Annotated in this window: 22 protein-coding genes and 1 pseudogene; 13 read left to right on the top strand and 10 right to left on the bottom strand. The window is 55.4% G+C overall.

Annotation, left to right across the window (positions count from 1 at the left end; all coding sequences use genetic code 11):
* Positions 1–7: 7 nt before the first annotated feature.
* The 4 genes from QZ869_RS03265 to QZ869_RS03250 form a co-directional block, all read right to left on the bottom strand.
* Positions 8–1,051 carry a glycosyltransferase gene (locus tag QZ869_RS03265; protein ID WP_296102450.1) on the bottom strand — a complete coding sequence of 348 codons (1,044 nt, stop codon included), beginning with the start codon at positions 1,049–1,051 and terminating at the stop codon, positions 8–10.
* 52 nt (positions 1,052–1,103) lie between these two features.
* Positions 1,104–1,895: a glycosyltransferase family 25 protein gene (locus QZ869_RS03260; RefSeq protein ID WP_296102449.1), complete on the bottom strand. Its 792-nt coding sequence runs from the start codon at positions 1,893–1,895 to the stop codon at positions 1,104–1,106.
* Between the two features lie 10 nt (positions 1,896–1,905).
* Positions 1,906–2,940, bottom strand: a complete 1,035-nt coding sequence (locus QZ869_RS03255; RefSeq protein WP_296102448.1) for a glycosyltransferase — start codon at positions 2,938–2,940, stop codon at positions 1,906–1,908.
* 150 nt (positions 2,941–3,090) lie between these two features.
* On the bottom strand, positions 3,091–4,125 hold the full coding sequence (locus QZ869_RS03250) for a glycosyltransferase family 25 protein (RefSeq protein WP_296102446.1): 1,035 nt from the start codon (positions 4,123–4,125) through the stop codon (positions 3,091–3,093).
* 12 nt (positions 4,126–4,137) lie between these two features.
* Between QZ869_RS03250 and gmd the strand changes: the two genes are divergently transcribed.
* The 5 genes and pseudogenes from gmd to QZ869_RS21745 form a co-directional block, all read left to right on the top strand.
* Positions 4,138–5,193, top strand: coding sequence for a GDP-mannose 4,6-dehydratase (gene gmd, locus QZ869_RS03245; RefSeq protein WP_296102444.1), 1,056 nt, complete (start codon positions 4,138–4,140; stop codon positions 5,191–5,193).
* A 31-nt stretch (positions 5,194–5,224) separates the two neighbouring features.
* Positions 5,225–6,166, top strand: a complete 942-nt coding sequence (locus QZ869_RS03240; RefSeq protein ID WP_296102442.1) for a GDP-L-fucose synthase — start codon at positions 5,225–5,227, stop codon at positions 6,164–6,166.
* Positions 6,147–7,325 (top strand): DegT/DnrJ/EryC1/StrS aminotransferase family protein, encoded by a 1,179-nt coding sequence (locus QZ869_RS03235; protein WP_296102440.1) that lies wholly within the window; start codon positions 6,147–6,149, stop codon positions 7,323–7,325. The genes QZ869_RS03240 and QZ869_RS03235 overlap by 20 nt, the downstream gene beginning before the upstream one ends.
* Positions 7,326–7,408: 83 nt before the next feature.
* A complete protein-coding gene (locus tag QZ869_RS03230; RefSeq protein WP_296102439.1) occupies positions 7,409–8,353 on the top strand; it encodes a hypothetical protein in 945 nt (314 codons plus the stop codon).
* A 797-nt stretch (positions 8,354–9,150) separates the two neighbouring features.
* Positions 9,151–9,441, top strand: a pseudogene (locus QZ869_RS21745) (glycosyltransferase family 10); the annotation flags it as partial.
* Between the two features lie 51 nt (positions 9,442–9,492).
* On the opposite strand, the gene QZ869_RS03225 reads toward QZ869_RS21745, so the two are convergent.
* Complete coding sequence (locus QZ869_RS03225; protein WP_296102437.1) at positions 9,493–10,449, bottom strand: alpha-1,2-fucosyltransferase; 957 nt, start codon at positions 10,447–10,449, stop codon at positions 9,493–9,495.
* Entirely contained in the window at positions 10,404–11,165 is a 762-nt protein-coding gene (locus QZ869_RS03220) for a glycosyltransferase family 25 protein (RefSeq protein ID WP_296102435.1), read from the bottom strand. Before QZ869_RS03220 ends, QZ869_RS03225 begins: the two co-directional genes overlap by 46 nt.
* A gap of 209 nt (positions 11,166–11,374) precedes the next feature.
* Between QZ869_RS03220 and QZ869_RS03215 the strand changes: the two genes are divergently transcribed.
* Complete coding sequence (locus QZ869_RS03215; RefSeq protein ID WP_296097412.1) at positions 11,375–12,115, top strand: hypothetical protein; 741 nt, start codon at positions 11,375–11,377, stop codon at positions 12,113–12,115.
* Between the two features lie 21 nt (positions 12,116–12,136).
* Here the strand turns inward: QZ869_RS03215 and QZ869_RS03210 are convergent, their stop codons facing one another.
* Complete coding sequence (locus QZ869_RS03210; RefSeq protein ID WP_296102432.1) at positions 12,137–12,604, bottom strand: Lrp/AsnC family transcriptional regulator; 468 nt, start codon at positions 12,602–12,604, stop codon at positions 12,137–12,139.
* A gap of 236 nt (positions 12,605–12,840) precedes the next feature.
* Between QZ869_RS03210 and trxB the strand changes: the two genes are divergently transcribed.
* Entirely contained in the window at positions 12,841–13,815 is a 975-nt protein-coding gene (trxB, locus tag QZ869_RS03205; RefSeq protein WP_296102431.1) for a thioredoxin-disulfide reductase, read from the top strand.
* A gap of 24 nt (positions 13,816–13,839) precedes the next feature.
* A complete protein-coding gene (locus tag QZ869_RS03200) occupies positions 13,840–14,736 on the top strand; it encodes a LysR family transcriptional regulator VtlR (RefSeq protein ID WP_296014747.1) in 897 nt (298 codons plus the stop codon).
* Here the strand turns inward: QZ869_RS03200 and QZ869_RS03195 are convergent.
* Complete coding sequence (locus QZ869_RS03195; RefSeq protein ID WP_296102429.1) at positions 14,702–15,142, bottom strand: hypothetical protein; 441 nt, start codon at positions 15,140–15,142, stop codon at positions 14,702–14,704. The genes QZ869_RS03200 and QZ869_RS03195 overlap by 35 nt on opposite strands.
* Positions 15,143–15,305: 163 nt before the next feature.
* Here QZ869_RS03195 and QZ869_RS03190 point away from each other — a divergent pair, with 163 nt between their 5' ends.
* Together QZ869_RS03190 and QZ869_RS03185 are read left to right on the top strand one after the other, a co-directional pair.
* A complete protein-coding gene (locus QZ869_RS03190) occupies positions 15,306–15,596 on the top strand; it encodes a helix-turn-helix transcriptional regulator (RefSeq protein WP_296014659.1) in 291 nt (96 codons plus the stop codon).
* A gap of 49 nt (positions 15,597–15,645) precedes the next feature.
* Positions 15,646–16,758 (top strand): alkene reductase, encoded by a 1,113-nt coding sequence (locus tag QZ869_RS03185; protein ID WP_296102427.1) that lies wholly within the window; start codon positions 15,646–15,648, stop codon positions 16,756–16,758.
* Between the two features lie 23 nt (positions 16,759–16,781).
* On the opposite strand, the gene QZ869_RS03180 is transcribed toward QZ869_RS03185, so the two are convergent.
* On the bottom strand, positions 16,782–17,807 hold the full coding sequence (locus QZ869_RS03180; protein ID WP_296102425.1) for an NAD-dependent epimerase/dehydratase family protein: 1,026 nt from the start codon (positions 17,805–17,807) through the stop codon (positions 16,782–16,784).
* Between the two features lie 104 nt (positions 17,808–17,911).
* Between QZ869_RS03180 and QZ869_RS03175 the strand changes: the two genes are divergently transcribed.
* Positions 17,912–18,856, top strand: a complete 945-nt coding sequence (locus tag QZ869_RS03175; RefSeq protein WP_296102423.1) for a LysR family transcriptional regulator — start codon at positions 17,912–17,914, stop codon at positions 18,854–18,856.
* Between the two features lie 15 nt (positions 18,857–18,871).
* Here QZ869_RS03175 and QZ869_RS03170 read toward each other — a convergent pair whose 3' ends face one another.
* On the bottom strand, positions 18,872–19,144 hold the full coding sequence (locus QZ869_RS03170) for a DUF2188 domain-containing protein (protein ID WP_296102422.1): 273 nt from the start codon (positions 19,142–19,144) through the stop codon (positions 18,872–18,874).
* Positions 19,145–19,333: 189 nt separating this feature from the next.
* Here QZ869_RS03170 and QZ869_RS03165 point away from each other — a divergent pair, with 189 nt between their 5' ends.
* Positions 19,334–20,446: a calcium:proton antiporter gene (locus tag QZ869_RS03165; RefSeq protein ID WP_296040347.1), complete on the top strand. Its 1,113-nt coding sequence runs from the start codon at positions 19,334–19,336 to the stop codon at positions 20,444–20,446.
* 87 nt (positions 20,447–20,533) lie between these two features.
* On the top strand, positions 20,534–20,980 hold the full coding sequence (locus tag QZ869_RS03160; RefSeq protein ID WP_296102419.1) for a GNAT family N-acetyltransferase: 447 nt from the start codon (positions 20,534–20,536) through the stop codon (positions 20,978–20,980).
* The last annotated feature ends 73 nt before the right edge of the window (positions 20,981–21,053 follow it).

The raw sequence follows: 21,053 nt of genomic DNA, 5'->3' as shown, positions 1-21,053 counted from the left end.
AGGGCGTTCACCGCCTGCTGCTGCGCAATTCCTCGAAAAATTCGAGATATTGATCGACGATCCGCTCTGCGGAAAAGCGTGCGGCCAATTGCTCTCGCCCACCTTGAACCAGCTTCGCTCGAAGCTTGGGCGACCCTTCCAAACGCAAGAGCGCCTGCGCCATACCTTCAACGTCGTCGATCTCGGTGAAGAGAGCGCTTTCATCATGCGCAGCTGCCCAGGATGGCCCCTCGGTCTTGGTGGACACCACCGCCACTTCCGCCTTCCACCCTTCAAGCAGCACGTTGCCAAGCGGCTCCTGCCGGCTTGGCACGCAGAACATATCCGCCGCCTTGATATAGGCCGCCGGCTCCGAAACCCAGCCGATGAAGCGGACACGATCGGCAATCCCAAGCTCTTGCACCAGCCGCTCCAGATCGGCTCTATCCGGGCCATCTCCAACCAGCCAGAGCCAGAGGTGAGGCGTCGTCGCGACCGCGCGCAGCAAGGTATCGAAACCCTTGGTCGGCACGAAGCGGCCAAGACCGCAAACCAGAGGAACATCGTCCGGCGTCGAAAAATCAGACCGGTTGACGGCGGAGGTACCGACTTCGCCCGGAAAATTCGAAATAATCGTCGTCTTACCCTGCCAGCCGAGTTTACGGCAGTGTTCGATGACATTCGGCGCATTGCCGACGATAGCATCGGTGTTGCCGAAATAGCGGACGTGATGAGGATAATCGCCCAGACGCACAACGCGTATGGCAGGACCTGTGTCTGGCATCAGCCGCGACGTCGGCGCCCGCCACCCCATCACTACATCAGCCGACCACTGCTTCATCGAGCGCTTCAGCAACTGTGTGCGCAGCCACCAGTTGGGCCAGCGGCGAAGATAGTAACCTTCATGTACCGTCCCCCGATCGTCAAGCTCGTGACGCCATGTCACGCCCGGCCGGATTGCAAATTGCTGCTCTATGCCACGCTCGTGAAAAGCGCGGGTGAGGCGCAGGAAAAACTGCTCGGTGCCGCCATCCGTGCCGAATTGCAGATGAAAGATCCGCTTCACGCTCATCGTAACGCACTTTCTCGGGCTTGGACTGTGAGGTGGTTGTAACGGGGCGAGATCACGAGAAATACTTCCGCTTGGACGCGATCAGCTTGTCCACCATAAGCCGCCGCTGTTTGCGCAGGCCATAAAGGAAGCTCCGGGCATTACGGCTTCTCGATATCTTTCCGGGATGCGCAATATCGCTGACCGCATCGGTGGTGGACACGGGCCTTGGAAAGAAAGAATAGCCGCCGCCAACGCGGGTAATCCAATAGCGGAAGAAGTTATCGACCGGCGCGAAGATCACACGGTGTCCATCGACGAACTCCTGCGCACCCTTCCTCGACCACAGAATGGCGCCCGTCGTCATCGGAAAATAGTGGGCGGAGCAAAGAGTAAATATATTTTTCACGAAGCTCATGGTCTTCAGTGGACGGAAGATTTTCAGCTTCTCATTGCCCATGTTGACGATCCGCCACTCGGGATCATGCGCATTGAGAAAACCGATCGTTTCCGTCACGATCGCCTGCAAGGCTTCATGCGGTGCGGCGTCATCTTCGATCACCAGACAAAAACGTTTGTCCGTCCGAAGAAACGCCTTCGCCGCATTCAAGTGACTGTAATAGCAGCCGATTTCGCCACCAACCAACTCGCGGCCCATATAGCGTCTGGCAGCCGCGGCATCATAATCGGCGACCGTATCAAGGGACAGCTTGCGCCCATCGAAAGCCGAGAGGCGCTCGAATGCGACACCGGCTTTCTCAAGCGACGCCGACACTTGTGAGAAACGCTCCGTGCTGCCATCCAGATTGATGACGTAGCAGCAGAAATCGGCATTTGCCGGGATGTCATTTGAGTTAGAGACCATCAAAAACGCCCTACCGTTTCATCTGCTTGAACAGATCGAGATAGGCATCCACCACCGCATCCCTGCGGAAATCGGCGTCGAGCCTTGCCCTGCCCTGCTCTCGCAGTTTCGCCGCCAGTTGATCATCTGTGCGGATGCGATTGATCGCCGCAAGGGTGCCATCCACATCGTCGATGTCACACATGAGCGCATCTTCCCCATCTCGGATAAACCAGGAAGGCCCTTCGGAACGGGTGGAGACCACCGGCACATCCGCCTGCCAGGCTTCGAGCACCACATTGCCAAGCGGCTCATGGCGCGATGGCATAACGAAGATCGAGCCCGCGGCAACATAATTCATCGGCTCTTCGACCCAGCCAGTGAAGCGCGTGCGGTCTGCCATGCCCAGTTCCTGCACCAGTTGCTCCATCTCGGCCCGCTTGTCGCCTTCGCCGATCAGCCACAGCCAGGCATCGGGAATTTGCGCCACGGCCTTGATCAGGACATCGAACCCCTTGCGCCGGATGAACCGTCCGGTGCCCACAACGAGGAAGGCATCTTCCGGTGTACCCATGCTGGCACGCGACACCGGCTTGATAGTCGTTTCACTCACGAAATTGGAAATCACCTTCACCGGCTTCGTCCAGCCCAATTGCACGCAGGCCTCGGCAATGCCGGGCGCATTGGCAACGATCAGATCATTGTTGCGAAAATTCTTGAGGTGCCGTGGGTAATCGCCAAGCCGCGTCAGCCGCACGCTGTTGCCATGTGCTGGAACAAGCCGCGAGGAGCGCGACATCCAGGCCATGACCACATCCGGCTTCCATTCGCGCATGATTTTGTTCACCTGCCAGCGAAGCCAGAGTGCCTTTGGCGAGATGCGGCGATATTCGCTTTCAATGGTAGGACCAAGGGCTGCAATCTCGTCGCGCCAGATGCGACCCGGACGCACGATAAAGCGCTGCTCGATGCCACGATCGCCAAAAGCCGTTGCCAGATTGACGAAGAAGCGCTCGGCACCGCCCTCTTTGCCGAAATGCATGTGAAGAATTCTTTCGGCACTCATCCAATATCGCTCCGCACCCGGCCAATGCTTAAGCGCTATATAACCGCGTCCGATAATAGTCCACGTGACTTATAGGGCAAAAGCGTGCTTGGCGGCCTTGCGCACAATAAAGGTAGCCAGAAACTGAAGCTTACGCAGACCAAATGACCGTCAGGGCGCGGAATCTTTCCAGAAAATCTCTCTGATGGCGCCGCGCTTGGTCAGGAAAACCACGAGCTGCCGGTGAATCTGGCTGATCTCGTTCCAGCCCCGACGGAGCTTTCTCAGTTTCAGCCGCCAGCCCGTGGGGCGAGCGGCCTTACCGAACTTGGCAATATCGGAGTTGTACTCATAGTGCCGCTGCGTCGCCATTGCTGGCTGGACGATGAAGGGCTTCAACTGCCGGAAGACCGGCGACACCGTGTCGTTGAAGAGAAAATGATCGATAGGAACCCTCATCCGTCCTCGATAGGACAGCGCTATTTGCGCGGCCCGGCGCGACAGAATATATGCCCCGCCCCCGACATGCCGTGAATACATACGGTGCAGAGCGCGCTTCGTGCCCGGAACCTTGATCTCGGCATCCCCCAAAAGGACCTTCGAACTGCCGGAGCCAAATTTTTCCAGCTTGATCACGTCCACATGCGAGGGAATCCAGTCATCCGCCCGCAAGAGATTGGCGACATCGCCCGAGAGAAACACATCGTCCTCAAGCATCAAGCCGAACCGCGCCCCCGTCTCCAAAAAGGCTTCCCATGCATAGGTATGGCTCACCGTGCAGGACCGGTCGCCAAGGCCCAGCGCACCGAGTGGCCCCGCAGGCGTAATGACGCCATCCAGTACCGCCTCATCCACCCTCGTCGCATCGCACGCATCGACGCGGGTAAACGCCACGCCGCGCTCTTCCAGGTGATGAGACACGCGCTCCAACCTGTCCTCGCGACGCGCAAGGTTGATGACGAAAACGGGAATGGCCTGGTTCATGTCGCACTCTTCCAACTCTTGAAGCCCAACAAGGCCTTCATAGCTCAGCGACTCTATAGGCTTTTCAACGATCACAGCACAAGATGCGCCGCCAGCGAGGCCCGGTCTGAATACTCTCAAGACATCGGCGTCAACTTCCCGGTTTATTTTGCCGACGACTTGCGGTATCGCAGCGTGAACGCGCGCCTGCTTCTGCTCGACGCGCCAGCGCGAAGAAAACATGAAAGCAAGCCGATGTCTGAAAAAGCAAAAGTAGCCCTCATTACCGGCGTCACCGGCCAGGATGGTGCTTACTTGGCTCAACTGCTGCTCGACAAGGGCTATATCGTCCATGGCATCAAGCGCCGCTCCTCGTCCTTCAATACGGGCCGTATCGAAAACATCTATCAGGATCCGCACGAGGAAAACCCACGCTTCATCCTGCATTACGGCGACATGACGGACGCAACCAACCTCATTCGCATCGTTCAGGAAACCCAGCCGGACGAAATCTACAATCTCGCCGCCCAAAGCCACGTTCAGGTTTCCTTCGAAACGCCGGAATACACAGCCAATGCCGACGGCATAGGCACGCTTCGCCTGCTGGAGGCGATCCGAATTCTGGGTCTCGAAAAGAAGACCCGCTTCTACCAGGCCTCCACCTCCGAGCTTTACGGCCTCGTGCAGGAAGTACCACAGCGTGAAACCACGCCCTTCTATCCCCGCAGCCCTTACGCCGCGGCGAAACTCTATGCCTACTGGATCGTGGTCAACTACCGCGAGGCCTACGGCCTGCACGCCTCAAACGGCATTCTCTTCAACCACGAAAGCCCACTGCGCGGCGAAACCTTCGTCACCCGCAAAATCACCCGCGCCGCCGCCGCCATCAAGCTCGGCCGCCAGGAAAAGCTCTACCTCGGTAATCTCGACGCCAAGCGCGACTGGGGCCATGCGAAGGAATATGTCCGCGGCATGTGGATGATGATGCAGCAGGACGAGCCAGATGATTATGTCCTCGCCACCGGCGAAACCACCCCTGTGCGCACCTTCGTGGAATGGGCCTTCGCCGACGCCGGCTTCACCCTGAAATGGGAAGGCGAAGGCGTCAACGAAAAGGGTATCGATACCGCAACCGGCCAAGTGCTGGTCGAAGTCGATCCCCGCTACTTCCGCCCAACGGAAGTCGATCTGTTGATTGGCGACCCGACGAAGGCCCACGAGAAGCTGGGTTGGAAGCATGAGACGAGCGTGCGGGAGCTTGTTCGTGAAATGGTCGAGAGCGACCTTGTCGTAATGGCGGCGGCACCGTGAAGCAAGAACTCCGGGCTGTTAAGGAAAGCACATGAAGATCTTGCTGACCGGCGGACGTGGGATGGTTGGCCGCAACATCATGCAGCAGGCCGAGAAAAGAGGCGCTGAAGTCTTCGCTCCGACAAGTGAGATCCTTGACCTCACCAACGCTGCCAAAACGGCGGAATTCGTCCAATCGCTTCAGCCATCGATCATCTTCCACGCCGCGGGACGGGTCGGCGGAATTCAGGCCAATATTCGTGAACCTGTTCGTTTTCTGACAGAAAACTGGAGCATGGGTGAGAATATCGTCCGGGCAGCGAGAGCGGCAGGCGTCAAGCGACTGATCAATCTTGGAAGCTCGTGCATGTACCCGCGCGGCCACATGGACCCGCTGAAAGAAGATATGGTGCTGGGTGGACCCCTCGAGCCCACCAACGAGGGTTACGCCATCGCCAAATGCGCGGTCGCTCGACTTTGCGACTATGTCACGCGGGAGGACGGCGAGTATCAGTACAAGACGCTCATTCCCTGCAACCTTTACGGTCGTTTCGACAAATTCGATCCCGCCGTCTCCCACATGATCCCCGCCGTTATACACAAGCTACATTCCGCCAAAGAAAGCGGTGCAGAAGCAGTCGATATTTGGGGAGATGGCAACGCGCGAAGAGAGTTCATGTTTGCCGAGGACTTGGCAGAGGCCATCTTCTTCGCCCTCGACCATTTCAAGGCGCTGCCCGCGCTGACCAATATTGGCCTTGGATACGATTATACGATCAATGAATACTACGCCGCAGCCGCAGAGGTCATAGGCTTCAAGGGCAGCTTCGTCCATGATCTTTCCAAGCCCGTTGGCATGGCGAGAAAGCTTCTGGACGTGACCCGCCAGACAGAGCTCGGATGGGTGCCTCGCACCAAGTTGCATGACGGCATTCGCAAGACTTACGACTATTATCTTTCCAAGGAAGTACAGAATGTCCTATCCGCTCGCTAATTCTGCCTGGGACCATGAGGAATATGAGGCAATTCAATCGGTCATCCAGTCCGGTATGTTCACGATGGGACAGAAGGTTGCCGAATTCGAAAAGGCCTTTGCGGACTATGTCGGCAGCCGGTACTGCGTCATGGTCAATTCCGGGTCCTCCGCAAATCTCGTGATGATCGGCGCGCTACGATACAAATCGGAGTCGCCGCTTCTGCCCGGAGCCGAGGTGATCGTTCCGGCCGTATCGTGGAGCACCACCTACTATCCGCTCTATCAATATGGGCTGAAGCTGCGCTTCGTCGATATCGACAAGGATACCTTGAACTTCGACTTGGAGAAGCTTGAACAGGCGATCACGCCGAACACGCGGGCGATATTGGCCGTCAACCTTCTCGGCAATCCCAATGACTTCAACAAGATCAGGACCATCATAGGCGATCGCGACATCGTTCTATTGGAAGACAACTGCGAGTCCATGGGCGCAACATTTGAAGGAAAGCAGACGGGCACCTTCGGCCTCATGGGAACCTACAGTTCCTTTTTCAGCCACCATATCTCCACGATGGAAGGTGGAATGGTCGTTACCGACGACGAGGAAATCTATCACATCCTGCTGGCTCTGCGCGCCCATGGCTGGACTCGAAATCTGCCGAAGCAGAACCGAATCACGACCGACAAGAGCGACGACCCCTTCACCGAGGCCTTCCGCTTCGTTCTTCCGGGCTACAATCTGCGCCCTCTCGAAATGAGCGGCGCGTTGGGACTGGCTCAACTGCGCAAACTACCGATGATCGTTCGCGAGAGACGAAACAACGCGGAACGTTTCCTCCAGATCATGAAGCAATTTCCCTATCTCAGAACCCAGAAGGAAATCGGCGAAAGTAGCTGGTTCGGCTTTAGTATGATTGTCGAACCAGACGCCAACGTGAGCCGCGAACATCTGATCTCAGCTCTGACGGCTGCAAACGTGGACACCCGACCCATCGTCGCAGGCAATTTTGCCAAGAACGAAGTGCTGAAATGGTTCGACTATACGATTGCAGGTGACCTTACAAATGCCGAACGGATCGACGACGCGGGCTTCTTCATCGGTAACCATCACTACCCGCTGGACAGTGAATTCTCGACGCTTGATGACGCCCTTGCGGCTTCAATGCAAAAAAACTAAATTCCTAGGCTAACTTCTGTGATCGGACCAACGTTATGGCGTGTCGCCTGAGAATTCGGCCAAGAGGCGGGACTGCCAATCAATTGTTGCAGTTCATGCTCGCTAAAAACATTGAGCGCGTCGTCGGCGACGTGAATGTTAGCGGCTGCCATATCCCAGAATGGGGTTTGCATGCAGCGGCAGATAATCACCCTCACAGAATGATAGAGCTGGCTCTGACCGGCAACTACATCTACCACGAAGACGTAGTTGACATCATTCGCAGAGGGCTCGCGTCGAATATTTTGTTAAAGGGGCACTCGTTCAGAATGTCGAATTACGCCCCGCCAGAATTTTATCGGCCGCTCATTAGCTCACGATGCGACACGGTAAAAGGATATGGCTCCGAACACGTCGTGTTTCACATTCGTGGTGGCGACATTCTCACCCCGGCGCACCAAGATTACTATCCTATTCCGTTCTCCTACATCGACGCTGTTTTGGAAAATACCAATGCAGTACCCGTCTTCATTGGGCAGTTAGGAAACAGCTATTACGCAAAGAAACTCCACGAGCGCTATCCAAACGCTATCTTTTCTAAACCACAGACAGCGGTGGAGGACTTTGAGACTCTACGACGGTCTCGCGAGATTGCAGTATCGATCAGTTCGTTCGCGTGGCTCGCCGCTTGGTTGTCGCACGCAACAACCATCCATTTACCTGTCGCCGGCATGCTGAACCCAGTTCAGCGTCCAGACATAGATCTGCTCCCGTTGGAAGATCCACGGTACAAGTTCTATCGTTTCGATGAGTTTAAATGGAACGCAACGCCAAGCGACATCGAGACACTTTGGCAAAATCGTAAGCATGCCCTCTTTAGTCGAGAAGAGATGGCGGAGATAAAATTTTCCGCTGCAGATCGCACGAGAGCAAAATCTCGTCGTTCTCGGGTGAAATTATATGCCCGAGCACTACTCACTTTGTCAGCAGATAAAATCTGCCAAGCTGCCTGTTCGCCTCTCAAGTGGCGTGGCACGGTGAGAAACTAGTTTTTTATGAGAATGGCGCTGCAGGCTACGCGATACGATCGCGTTCGGTAGCGCGGAAATGAGAGCAAGGACATGACGTTGCGGCCAGTGATTTATGCTCCCCAGCAAGAGAACATGGCGAATATATTTTCGCCAGCCTGGCACTAAAGGCGATGAGCAAAATATATGGCACCTAATTCAAACCCGTTTTCGACAGCACGGCTATGAGTTTTATGCTCCCGAGAATTATCACGGTGCATTAGAGGATGTTGCCTGGGTCATCTTTCAAAATATTCCCAGAGACTTCAAACCTATGCGCCTTACCAAACGGGTCAAACGAGCCGTCAATCAAATGCTGGGCAAGGGAACATTCTACCAATGCTGCATAAAAGCAGGCTTAGCATAGGATCGCGGTTGCTCTATATGAACCTCCTATCGTAGAATTTGCTTACGACAGGAAAAATCACTGTGATTTCACGGTGATATTTACATGGAGCAAAGATCTCCTGGAATCAGGAGGCAGACATAAAGAGTTCGTCTTTCCACAGCTCGATACTTTGCCGCTACAACCAAGTCCGCAATTCCAAGATAGAAAGCTTATTTGTAACTTCTCCGCTAATAAGTTATCCACACATCCTGACGAACTCTACATCGCTAGAATAGAGATGACAAAATTTTTAGAACAGCATTGTATAGATGACTTCGATCACTACGGCGCGAGATGGACCGGGGAATAAAAGTCTTGGAGCGGCAAAGTTGAGAACAAACTGGCGACAATGTCAAATTATAGTTTTAATCTATGCTAGGAAAATGCACAAAATCTGCGCGGCTATTTGACGGAGAAAATATTTGATGCTTTCCACGCTGGCTGCGTCCCGATCTATTTGGGTGCTCCAGACATCGGCGGCATGATTCCAATCGATACATTCATTGATCGCCGGAGATTCTCCTCTGACGGAGAGCTCTTGGAATTCTTGAGAGGCGTCGATGAATCGCAGTGGAGAACATTCATAGAGGCTGCGCGGCAATACCTTCTAAGCAACGCGCACCAAGAGTACACCGCAAATGGAATGTTCTCACTGTTAAAGACTGGACTGAAGATATCATGACTTAAACGGACATGGAATATCGAGTTCGTTTGTTCAGCGCGCGAAGTTTGCCTACAACCTTTCCCACTTCGAAGGCACAATATCCGTGCTATCCCGCTCTGATGAACGAAACCATTGGGCGGGCGCTATCACGTGCTTTTCCTGACGCGGGTTCAGCCAAGCTCCCCACCAGCTGAAGGTGCTGTTGGCGATAATGTGGGAGTGGCACGCGGCCATAAGATGCATGTCTTCTGCATCTCTGCCGTCTGCCTGAGGCTCCACGAAGACAGCCCCATCAAATCTCGGAAGATTCGCTCTTGCCCATTCTGGGTCGTCGGAAAATATGAAAAAGGTTGGACTCGGAGTCTTGGCGGCCATCATCGCCATTGCTTTCTCATACCAACTCGGCTCGCAGGTACCGTGGATAGCGTTCGCCCTCTGATTTGTGACATAGTCGCCTCTCCTTACATGGACGGATATTGGCGCCTCAACACTGCGGATCATAGAAAAAACGTTCTGTCTCTTGTGACTATAGCTTTGATTCAGTGAGAAGTCCTGACGGATGACGTCGGCATGCCGCACGAAATATTTCTCGCTCTGCCAGTAGCCGGAAAGGTGAGCAGGTCCCCGCCAATTCATAACGTTTGGATCAAAAGATTGGGTCTTCTCAAACAACTGGGGAATTCGCCCCCTATTTTTTATTTTGGTGACAAGTCTTCCGAACAGACTCTTTCTCGGCGGATAAGGAATTTCCCCACGTTCCGCGACTTCATATATGATGTCGAATTGCTCGAGTTGAAAAGCGTGTACCGCGTAACGCTCCATTTCGGTCAGATCCAGCTTCAGGGTCTGATCGGTTTCGATAGAAAGCGCCCGCCCAACAGCATATTGAAACATCTGGTTGCCGAGACCACCAACGATACGGGTAATGATCACTCTCTTTTCTCGATCTTTCTGGTGATATAACCAAGCTTGCAGAAGAACTATTTCGGCATTCTGCGCCAGCGGCCAAAGTAGCGAATATTGCACATGAAACGGAGCGTCTTATCGTAAATTCGGTAAACTTTGCGACGGAAACGAAATCTGCTCGACGGCTCATCTCGCGCAGTTCCGCCCCAAATCTCGGACTTTTCCACTGTTTGAGCGGCATGTATAACCGGAGGTGGCGCGATATTGTAGCAATATATGCCATGACGCCAAAAACGATCGAGATGACAATCAACTGGTTCGAACCAGACTTTCGCTGTCTCAATCAGTTGTTTCGCAGCGCCTGGAGATACAGCATAGCATGATGTCCCATGAGGCCCGATCTTGAGTCGGATGATATCTAGCCCTTTGGAGAGGCTCTCTATCCTGACCCAGCGGCGTCTTTTGTGACGAGAAAAGCGGATGACACCGTACTTTTCTATCTTGTCACATGCAACCTCATAGGCGCCTAGGAAATTGTCGTTCAGTGTCACGTCATCTTCGAAAATGAGCAGTGGTTTATCTTCAGCAACACATTGTTCCCAAAGTAAGTAATGGCTTGCGTAACATCCCAACTCACCGAGGGTCAGAATGTATCCGTGACGCATCTCAGACTTTAGGGGGTCGAAACGGCTGAAGAGCGGGTGAGGCTTGGCCCTTCCGTCGATGGCATCGAAAAAACGGTAGGGCAATCCTAATGGATCCAATAGTGCCCTCATCGCGGTACGACGCTCGTGGGAACGAGTCAAATTCACAACGACGATATCAAGCTTTTCCATGCGGGAATCCGAAACGAGTATTCCGCCCACTAGCACAAAGACGTCAGCGACAAAATTGGTATTCCTAAAACTTGTGAATTTATCCCGATTGCTATCAGAAACGACCCCAAAGCCCATTCGCGAGGCCGACTATTGGGTTGCACGGGCAGCAAAAGCGGACTTAAAACGGTATGGAAGTCAGCAAGTCTAATTGAGGAAAACATTTCGCTATGCCAACAATCGATATTTGCCTCGTTGCCGGCCGTCGACCTGACCTGCTGAAAACAACACTACAGAGCTTCAGCGCGTCCGTGTTCAAAAATTTTGACGTCGCGAACTTTTACGCAAACATCGACCCGATCTTCGGTGGTACAGATGACGAAAAGCGGACTCAGGACGTTGTCCGCTCATTTTTTCCTGACGCCCACATCAGAACACCAGAGAATCCCAACTTCTGTACTGCTGTGAAGCGGAACTGGCTTTCAACGCAATCTCCGTTTGTGTTTCACCTTGAAGATGATTGGGTGGTAAACGAGGAAATTTCCTCAGCCGAGATACTCGAAATCTTTAGCAATAAAGATGTCGCACAGGTGTCCCTAAATCACTTCTACAAAAACTGGAATTATAAGCACGGCCCTTACCATCGCCAGTGGCCGCGGTGGAAAGTGCTAGGAATCAAGTTCAAGTTGGGCTTTTCATTTCCGTGCTTCACCACGTCTCCATCCTTTCTCAGAGGAGATTTCGCGCGTAAGGCAGGCGCATTGATGGATGAACGCTTTGACCCAGAGAAGCAGTTTCATAACGACGTCAACCGCCCACTCAAGAAGTTTATCAAACCTTATAAGAACTTCATTTATGGCGAACGCAAGCCTTACGTCATCACGGATACCGGACGCGACTGGCGTGACGAGCGGAAGATAAAAAAGACGCTCGTCAACAGCACGTCGTCCTGGGAAACAACTGAAAGTTGACGATGAAGGGGTTCACTCCCCTCAAACCTCAACCAACCCCAACCGCTTCACCTGCCGGATTGTTAACATCGTCCGTACCGTCTCCACATGCTCATCCGACGTCAGCACTTCGATGACGAAATCCTGAAACTGCGTGAGGTTTTCGGCGACGCAATGAAGCAGGAAGTCGCTGTCGCCTGAGACCATCCAGGCTTGGCGGACTAAGGGCCAGCGGTCGGTAGCGGCAGCGAAGGCTTTGAGGTTGGCTTCGGACTGGCGCTTCAGGCCCACCATGCAGAAGGCCACCAGATCGAAGCCGAGCTTGGGGGCATTCAACATGGCGTGGTAGCCCTCGATTATGCCGGCCTCTTCCAGTTTACGCACGCGCCGAAGACATGGGGGTGCGGAAATACCAACGCGATCGGCGAGTTCGACATTGGTCATGCGCCCGTCGCGCTGCAGTTCACGCAGGATTTTAAGATCGATGGCATCGAGTTCGACGCTGGCCACGCATGCATTCCTTCGTCAGCAGTTGAATGATTCCTTCTACTCCACAGGGCGGGATTCGCAATAATCCGTCGTGCCCACGACACAAAATTACGTGTTCTCCCGCAACTGCCCTGTTGGTAATGCACGGCTGCCCTTGAATATCGGCACTGGACACCCTTAAATGCTGCGCAAGAAGGGTATCAATCTTGGCGCCATGATGAGTCCGGCTGCCTGCACCCTGTTGAAAGGAACGTCCCATGTCCGCCCGCCATACAAAGGTTTTGATCATTGGCTCCGGCCCCGCCGGTTACACCGCCGCCATCTATGCTGCTCGCGCCATGCTTCAGCCGGTTCTGATTGCCGGCATGGAACAGGGCGGGCAGTTGATGATCACCACGGATGTGGAAAACTATCCAGGTTACGCCGATCCTATCCAGGGGCCTTTCCTTATGGATCAGATGCTGAAGCAGGCGCAGCATGTCGGTGCGGAGATCGTCAACGATCTGGTCACTGAGGTCGAGACGACTGTCCGCCCCTTCACCGTCAAGACCGACTCCGGCGCGGTCTGGACAGCCGACACGCTGATCATTTCCACCGGCGCCAAGGCGAAGTGGCTGGGCATCGAAAGCGAACAGCACTTTCAGGGCTTTGGCGTTTCCGCCTGCGCCACCTGCGATGGCTTCTTCTATCGCAACAGGGACGTGATCGTGGTTGGCGGCGGTAACTCCGCCGTGGAAGAAGCGCTTTATCTCGCCAACATCGCCAAGTCGGTCACCGTCGTGCATCGCCGTGACAGCTTCCGTTCGGAAAAAATTCTGCAGGAACGTCTCTTTGCGAAGGAGAACGTGAACATCGTGTGGAACACCGAAGTCGCCGAAATCACGGGCACGCCTGCCAAGCCGCCGATGCCACCTTCGGTTACCGGCGCGCGCCTGCGCAACACCAAAACCGGCGAGATTACCGAAATGCCGATCCACGGCGTCTTCGTCGCAATCGGCCACGCACCTGCGGTGGAACTGTTCAAGGACAAGCTGAAGCTAAAGCCGAATGGCTACATGTGGACGGCACCGGATTCGACCGCTACCGACGTCGAAGGTATTTTCGCCGCAGGCGACGTGACTGACGATACCTATCGCCAGGCCATCACTGCGGCCGGCATGGGTTGCATGGCGGCTCTCGAAGCCGAACGTTATCTCGCGGCGCAAGCACCGCTGGCTGTTGCAGCCGAATAAAGAAGGGCACCAAACCGCATGCCTATGCCATTGGACTGGGACAAACTGCGCATATTTCATGCGGCTGCCGAAGCTGGATCCTTCACCCATGCGGCGGATAAGCTGCATCTGTCCCAGTCTGCCATCAGCCGGCAGGTCAGCGCGCTGGAGCAGGACGTCGGCGTCAAGCTTTTCCACCGTCATGCGCGCGGCCTGATCCTCACCGAGCAGGGCGAGTTGCTTTATCGAACCGCGCATGACGTGCTGCTGAAGCTCGAAACCGTCAAGATGCAACTGACGGAAACGACCGAGAAGCCGAGCGGCAAACTGCGTGTCACCACGACTGTCGGTCTCGGCCAAGGCTGGCTGACGGACAAGGTGCAGGAATTCCTCCAGCTCTATCCGGAAATGTCGATCCAACTTATCCTCGACAACGAGGAACTGGACGTCAACATGCGCCATGCGGACTGCGCCATTCGTCTGCGCCAGCCGCAACAGTCCGATCTGATCCAGCGCAAGCTCTTCACCGTGCATATGCACGTCTATGCAGCGCCCTCGTACATCAACCGCTATGGAGAGCCGCAGTCGATCGAAGATCTGGACAACCACAAGATCATCTCCTTCGGTGAACCTGCGCCCAATTATCTGCTGGATGTTAACTGGCTGGAAAATGCCGGTCGCTCGTCCGACAACACGCGACTTGCCCACCTGCAGATCAACAGCCAGACATCGATCAAGCGCGCATGCCTGCTTGGCATCGGTATTGCCTGCCTTCCCGACTACATTGTGGGACGCGATCCAGGCCTCATCCAGCTGTCGCTTCCGGCCGATATTCCATCCTTCGATACCTATTTCTGCTATCCGGATGAGATGAAAAACGCTGCAAAACTTAAGGCCTTCCGCGATTTTATCGTCGCAAAGGCCCGAAACTGGAATTTCTGACGCTCCGCTGCGGTCTTAAAAGATCAACCAATACAAGGTGATGAGCGACCTTGTCATACCTGCGTGTGGCTTGCGTCCGAAGACAGTCTTGCGCCAGAAATATGACCGCGCGTCCGAGTGATGCACAAAACGCATGCCTGTCCTGCACAAAAAAGAGTTGAAGCCTGCCCATAAAAGCATCATATCGCACATAGCTGATGCACACGGCGGCTTTTCCTCCCAGTTCCGCCGCATCAGCTGTTCCCCTCTGGAGGTTTTTGACCTTCACAATTACAAGGGCCCTGGAGTAATCCGGCGGCCCTCTTTTTTTACCCGCAACATTTTTCCTCGATGGCCTGCCAAATTGGGCAAAATCGCCCTTGTTTCGCCGACCTTCCAGCGCCATATCTAGGTCTGCAACAGACATCTTAGGGTTGTCCGTTGCAGTTCCCCTCTGGAGGTTTTGACCTTCAAAACTGTCAGGCCGCGGAGAAATCCGGCGGCCTTTTTTTTGAGAAAATTTCCCTCACATCCTTGATATCGAGAAAGGCCGATTTAAATATCGCCTTAGACAGATATGCAGGAATGAGATGATCCCCGAAGACGCGCTCAAAGCGATAGCTCACCCGGTGAGGCTGAAGTTTCTTAAATGGTTGCAAGAGCCTGAGAAACATTTCAGCCAGGCACATCCGTTCAGCATGGGCGTATGCGCTCATCAGTTTGAAATCAGCGGTCTGTCGCAGTCTACGGTCTCATCACATCTTTCCGCCTTGCAAGCCGCTGGCCTCATCCGCTCGCGCAAAGTCGGGCAGTGGAATTTTTATGAACGCGACGAGGAAAACATCGCGAAGTTCCTGCGTTATCTGAACGAAAATCTTTAAACCAAGGCGCAGACGCTGCGCGTCTAACAACAGGAAGAGAAAGCACACCATGACCAAACTGTTCGAACCCGCCCAGGCAGGTGACATCGCATTGGCAAACCGCGTCGTGATGGCACCGCTCACACGCAATCGTTCGCCTGGCGCTATTCCGAACAATCTCAACGCCACTTATTACGAGCAGCGAGCGACCGCAGGCCTGATCGTTACGGAAGGCACGCCGGTCTCGCAGCAAGGTCAGGGCTACGCGGATGTCCCCGGTCTCTATAAGCGGGAGGCCATTGAAGGCTGGCAGAAGGTAACGGACGGCGTTCACAAGGCAGGCGGTAAGATCGTCGCACAGATCTGGCATGTCGGCCGCGTGTCGCACACATCGCTTCAGCCGCATGGTGGTCAACCTGTCGCCCCCTCCGCCATCCGCGCAAAATCCAAGACCTACATCATCAATGATGACGGTACAGGCGGCTTTGCCGAAACATCCGAACCGAGAGAGCTGGGAACGGCTGAAATTCCGGTCATTCTCGAGGATTTCCGCAAAGGTGCGCGTGCTGCGATCGAGGCAGGTTTTGACGGCGTCGAAATTCATGCGGCCAATGGCTATCTGATCGATCAGTTCCTGAAGTCTGGCAGCAACCACCGCACCGATAATTACGGTGGATCGGTCGAGAACCGCGCACGCTTCCTCCTTGAAGTAGTTGATGTTGTCGCAAAGGAAATCGGCGCAGGCCGGACTGGCATTCGCCTGTCGCCGGTCACGCCCGCAAACGATATTTCCGAGGCAGATCCGCAGCCCCTCTTCAACTACGTCGCAAAAGAACTCGGCAGCCGCGGCCTCGCCTTCATTCACGTCATCGAGGGTGCAACCGGTGGCCCGCGTGATTTCAAGCAGGGTGACAAGCCTTTCGATTACGCCGCGCTCAAGGCTGCCTATACCGAAGCCGGCGGCAAAGGTCTCTGGATCGCCAATAACGGTTACGATCGTGCGTCTGCCATTGAAGCAGTCGAGAGCGGCAAGGCAGACGCTATTGCATTCGGCAAAGCCTTCATTGCCAATCCGGATCTGGTTCAGCGCCTGAAGGATGATGCGCCCCTGAACGAACCGAACCAGCAGACCTTCTATGGCGGCGGCGCTGAAGGTTACACCGACTATCCGGCACTGGCCTGATCAAGAATTGGACGCCGCGCATCTTAGACGGCTGCGCGGCGTTCGTCGATCGAGACGATCTCCCCATGCGGGTTGTGAGGCAAACCAAGGCAGCCCAAGTCCATGAGCGTGGCAAAGACCGCTTCGTCGACTGGCGTGCGCGGCTCCTCTCCTAGAAAATCCACCAGCGTTTCGTTGCCCATTCTGACCTCCCGTTGCCAGAGATAACGCATCTCCTGGAGTTCTTTAAACAGCGGGACGAAAGGTGAGCATAGCCGGAACAACCACCATGGAACGCGCTTCGTTTTAACGTCGCGTCCAACCACCCGTTCGATTGCCGCGGGCAAATGGCGCCCATCTGAATCCCAGAAGCCCTCCATGTGAAAGACGGCAAAGGTCGGCAAATCATTGGCACGCTCAAGCAGGCGCATCATGGTTTCCGCCACATCTGGAAGATACGCCCATTGGTGGCCGACGCCGGGACTTCCCGGATTGGAAATGCTGCGCACAGGCTTTCCAGGCTGAACAAGCCCTTGGCCAAACCAGTTGTTGCGCGCACGCGGCCCAAAGAAATCTCCTGCTCGGACAATTAAAACCGGCACACCCCTTGTTGAAGCGGCGCGCAACCGATCTTCCATCTCCACACGGATCTTCCCCTTGCGCGTCATCGGCCGTTGCGGGCTTTTCTCCGTCAGCAAGGGGAAGGCATCAGGGCCGAAATTATAAACGGTGCCCGGCAGCAATATGCGCGCACCGACACTTACCGCTGCGTTGATGGTATTGTCGAGCATGGGCAGAACGAGCGTCTCCCAGTTTCGATAGCCGGGCGGGTTGACCGCGTGAACGATCAGCGAAACGCCTTGCGCAGCCTGCAACACGTCCTGCGCCACCATCGCGTCACCGACACGCCACTCCATCAAAGGGTGCTGAGACGTTGACGTCCGGTCCCTGACGAGCCCGCGTACCTTCCACCCTCGCCCGAGTAACGCCTCAGTGACATGCCCGCCTATGCCGCCACGGGCACCCAGAACCAATGCTGTTTGCTGCGCAGTTTCTTTGACATCGATCATAATGAACTCCAGTTCGCTTCAAGCAATCGTGCTTGGACTGGAGCATTGAGCAAAAACTCGCTATACAGAATTCGCTAAACACGTTTATCGGCCATACAAAAATTATGATCATCGATCGCGAAATCAGTTGGGACTACTACCGCACATTTCTCAGCGTGTTGCGAGACGGGTCTCTGTCTGCGGCGGCGAGAGAGCTCGGCATCACGCAGCCAACTGTCGGTCGCCATATCGGTGCTCTTGAAGAAGCCATCGGCTACCAGCTTTTCATTCGCTCGCCGCACGGCCTCGTTCCGACCGATGCGGCGATGGCCTTGAAGCCGTATGCGGAAAATCTGTCCGCCACTGCCGCGGCACTGGTGCGCGCCGCCTCAGGAGAAGTCGGAAAGATCGAGGGTGCCGTGCGCATCAGCGCCTCGGATGTGATCGGCGTCGAGGTGCTGCCCCCAATCATCGCCGCCCTGCAAGATACATATCCGAAACTCGAAATCGAGCTTTCGCTATCCGACACGATCGAGGATTTGCTGCGCCGCGAGGCGGATATCGCTATCCGCATGACCGAGCCGGTGCAAGACGCCATCGTGATGCGCTATGTGGGAAATTTTCGGATCGGCTTTCACGCAACGAACGGCTACCTCCAGAAGATGGGAACGCCGACAAAGAAAGAAGATCTGGACGCGCACCGGCTGATCGGGTTTGATCGCAAGACGCCCTTCATCAGGGCGATCCTCCAAAACATGAAGAAGGAAAATCCGGCCATCCCCGATGCCGATCAAATTCCTTTCGCCATTCGCGCCGATAGCAATCTGGCGCAGCTCGCCCTGGTTCGCGCCGGCGCCGGTATCGGCATGTGCCAGATCGGATTGGCCAAACGCGATCAAACGCTCAAACACGTCCTGCCGGAACTCGAAGTCGCACTCCACGCCTGGGTCGCCATGCACGAAAATCTTCGGACCTCACCACGCTGCCGTGCGGTATTCAGCGCTCTGGTGGAGGGCCTGAAAGCGCACCTGAGAACGACCGACCCCGAAGCGCCATCATCCAAGCGCTAACGCCTGCGACGAAAATCAGCTTGGATTGCGGGCCTGTCGCTCAACATAGATGTCGACAACCTCCGCTTCCGGCCTGTCACCGCCCTGGCTGAATTCCTCATGCCATCGACCGCGCTCATCCTGATAGCTGATTTCCTCATCTTCGCCCCCGACCTGCTGTTCGGCGGCAGCGATCTTGGCGGCTTGCACCGCATCTGAATGGGTGGGGAAGGCTTCGGAATAGGCACCATTCATTCGATACGCCCAACCGCCATCATGCTCCACGATTTCATAACACACCTTGGTCACGCTGATATCCTCCTGTTATTCTTTAGGGAAGATTGACAACCAACACCGCAAGTGGGCATTTCTGGGCCGAGATCGCGGTTTCGGTACCATGTCCTCGCGATCCACTATCCTACCAAACGGCCAAGAGTGCAAATCGCGTTTCTTGACCTTTCAAATGCATATCGCTCGGTCCAGGATCTGGAGGGGAACATGTCCATCGCCACCGCTGTCAAGCAGGAGCGCATGCTGCTTCTTGCAGTTCCAGTTGCCATTATCGCCTATCTCGCAGAGCACAGCGTGCTTGAGGGAGGCAAGGTGATGTCCTTCGTCGTGGCCGCAGCGCTGATTGCCGTCATCGTCGGGGTTTCCATGCGCGTTGCCCACCACGCGGAAATCCTTGCTGCCAAGGTCGGGGATCCTTACGGAACGATGATCCTGACCCTGTCTGCGGTCGCGGTCGAGGTGCTGATCCTCGCCATCATCATGAGTGAGTCAAGTTCCCCTACTCTGGTGCGCGACACGATCTATTCCGCCGTTATGATCGATATCAACGGCATCCTCGGGCTTGCTGCATTGCTGGGTGGTCTGCGCCATGGAGAGCAGCCCTATAACGACGATTCCGGGCGCACCTACGGGGTGATGATCCTGACGGCAATGGGCATTTCGATGATCGTCCCGGAATTCGTACCGGAAGCGAAGTGGCACCTCTACTCCGCCTTCACCATCTGCGCGATGATTGCGCTCTACGGTCTGTTCCTGAAAATGCAGGTTGGCCCGCACAGCTACTTCTTCAGCTACAGCTATCCGCGTGCAGACCGCAAGAAGGCGGCCCCGGAAGGCGAAGCGCACGGGCATGAGGAAGAGGACGGCTCGGCAGGCTATTCGATCGGTGCCATTCTCGTCGGCGTCGTGCTGATCGGTCTATTGGCGGAATTCATGGCCGCATTCCTCACGCACGGGCTGGAAGGAAGCGGCGCTCCAGAAGGCCTGATGGCCGTCGTCGTCGCAACCATTTCAGCGGCACCGGAAATCCTCACCGCCATGCGCGCTGCCTTGCGCAACCGCATGCAACCCGTCGTCAACATCGCCATGGGCGCGTCACTCTCGACGGTCATTCTGACCGTTCCGGTCATGGAGGCGATTGCGCTCTACTCAGGCCAACCCTTCATCATGGCGATGACGCCGGTGCAGACGGTGATGGTCCTCATCACACTCATCGTTGCCGCCATCAATCTCAACGATGGGGAGACCAATGCCATCGAGGGTATGACGCACCTCATCCTCTTCGCTACCTTCATCATGCTGCTGTTTCTCGGTTTGTGAGGGCGTGGGTTGCTTCAGATCAGGGATGCGCAATCAAGTGACGTAGCGCAAATCGCCCGCGTTCATACCCACGTATGGAGAGAAACCATGCGGGCTCTTGCCCCTCCTTCAGCGTTTGAGGCTCTCGATGCGAACCACCGGCTGCGTTACTGGACGGCTAAACTCGCCGATGATGATCCGCACCAGCATGTAGCGATCGCTGAGATCGGCAGCCAAGTCGTTGGCATCGGCGCGGTAGGCCGACCGTCCGATCCAATCTTCGGATCACGGGCGGAGATCAAGAACCTCTACGTCATGCCGGACGACCAGGGGCAAGGTATTGGCACGCGCATTCTGAAAGACCTGGCCGCACATGCGGAAGCGTCCGGATATCGTTCGGTCGCACTCAGCGTCGTCAAAGGCAATGAGCGGGCGGCGGGCTTCTATGAGGCGCTCCGCGCCAAAAAGATTGGAGAGTTCCGCGATCCCGGACCGATATGGCGCTCTGACAATGTCGTTTATGGTTGGGACGAGATCGACCAGTTGCTGTCCTGAAGTCCCGAGTAGCGTTGTATGTCAGCGCCACTGAAGACTACCGCATTGCCGTATTGGTCGAAATCCTTTCGGC

Origin of the sequence: uncultured Agrobacterium sp., from assembly GCF_913777885.1 — a bacterium.
In the GTDB taxonomy this organism is placed as follows: Bacteria; Pseudomonadota; Alphaproteobacteria; order Rhizobiales; family Rhizobiaceae; genus Agrobacterium.
The sequence above is the reverse complement of the archived record's forward strand: the minus strand, read 5'-3'. Positions and strand labels throughout refer to the sequence as shown.

Coding starts and splice junctions, on each gene's coding strand:
- QZ869_RS03160 (WP_296102419.1), top strand. CDS start 20,534: ATGCGGGCTCTTGCCCCTCCTTCAGCGTTTGAGGCTCTCGATGCGAAC.
- QZ869_RS03185 (WP_296102427.1), top strand. CDS start 15,646: ATGACCAAACTGTTCGAACCCGCCCAGGCAGGTGACATCGCATTGGCA.
- QZ869_RS03175 (WP_296102423.1), top strand. CDS start 17,912: ATGATCATCGATCGCGAAATCAGTTGGGACTACTACCGCACATTTCTC.
- QZ869_RS03235 (WP_296102440.1), top strand. CDS start 6,147: ATGTCCTATCCGCTCGCTAATTCTGCCTGGGACCATGAGGAATATGAG.
- QZ869_RS03265 (WP_296102450.1), bottom strand. CDS start 1,051: ATGAGCGTGAAGCGGATCTTTCATCTGCAATTCGGCACGGATGGCGGC.
- QZ869_RS03240 (WP_296102442.1), top strand. CDS start 5,225: ATGAAGATCTTGCTGACCGGCGGACGTGGGATGGTTGGCCGCAACATC.
- gmd (WP_296102444.1), top strand. CDS start 4,138: ATGTCTGAAAAAGCAAAAGTAGCCCTCATTACCGGCGTCACCGGCCAG.
- QZ869_RS03250 (WP_296102446.1), bottom strand. CDS start 4,125: ATGTTTTCTTCGCGCTGGCGCGTCGAGCAGAAGCAGGCGCGCGTTCAC.
- QZ869_RS03165 (WP_296040347.1), top strand. CDS start 19,334: ATGTCCATCGCCACCGCTGTCAAGCAGGAGCGCATGCTGCTTCTTGCA.
- QZ869_RS03195 (WP_296102429.1), bottom strand. CDS start 15,142: ATGTCTGTTGCAGACCTAGATATGGCGCTGGAAGGTCGGCGAAACAAG.
- QZ869_RS03215 (WP_296097412.1), top strand. CDS start 11,375: ATGCCAACAATCGATATTTGCCTCGTTGCCGGCCGTCGACCTGACCTG.
- QZ869_RS03190 (WP_296014659.1), top strand. CDS start 15,306: ATGATCCCCGAAGACGCGCTCAAAGCGATAGCTCACCCGGTGAGGCTG.
- QZ869_RS03220 (WP_296102435.1), bottom strand. CDS start 11,165: ATGGAAAAGCTTGATATCGTCGTTGTGAATTTGACTCGTTCCCACGAG.
- QZ869_RS03180 (WP_296102425.1), bottom strand. CDS start 17,807: ATGATCGATGTCAAAGAAACTGCGCAGCAAACAGCATTGGTTCTGGGT.
- QZ869_RS03260 (WP_296102449.1), bottom strand. CDS start 1,895: ATGGTCTCTAACTCAAATGACATCCCGGCAAATGCCGATTTCTGCTGC.
- QZ869_RS03200 (WP_296014747.1), top strand. CDS start 13,840: ATGCCATTGGACTGGGACAAACTGCGCATATTTCATGCGGCTGCCGAA.
- QZ869_RS03255 (WP_296102448.1), bottom strand. CDS start 2,940: ATGAGTGCCGAAAGAATTCTTCACATGCATTTCGGCAAAGAGGGCGGT.
- trxB (WP_296102431.1), top strand. CDS start 12,841: ATGTCCGCCCGCCATACAAAGGTTTTGATCATTGGCTCCGGCCCCGCC.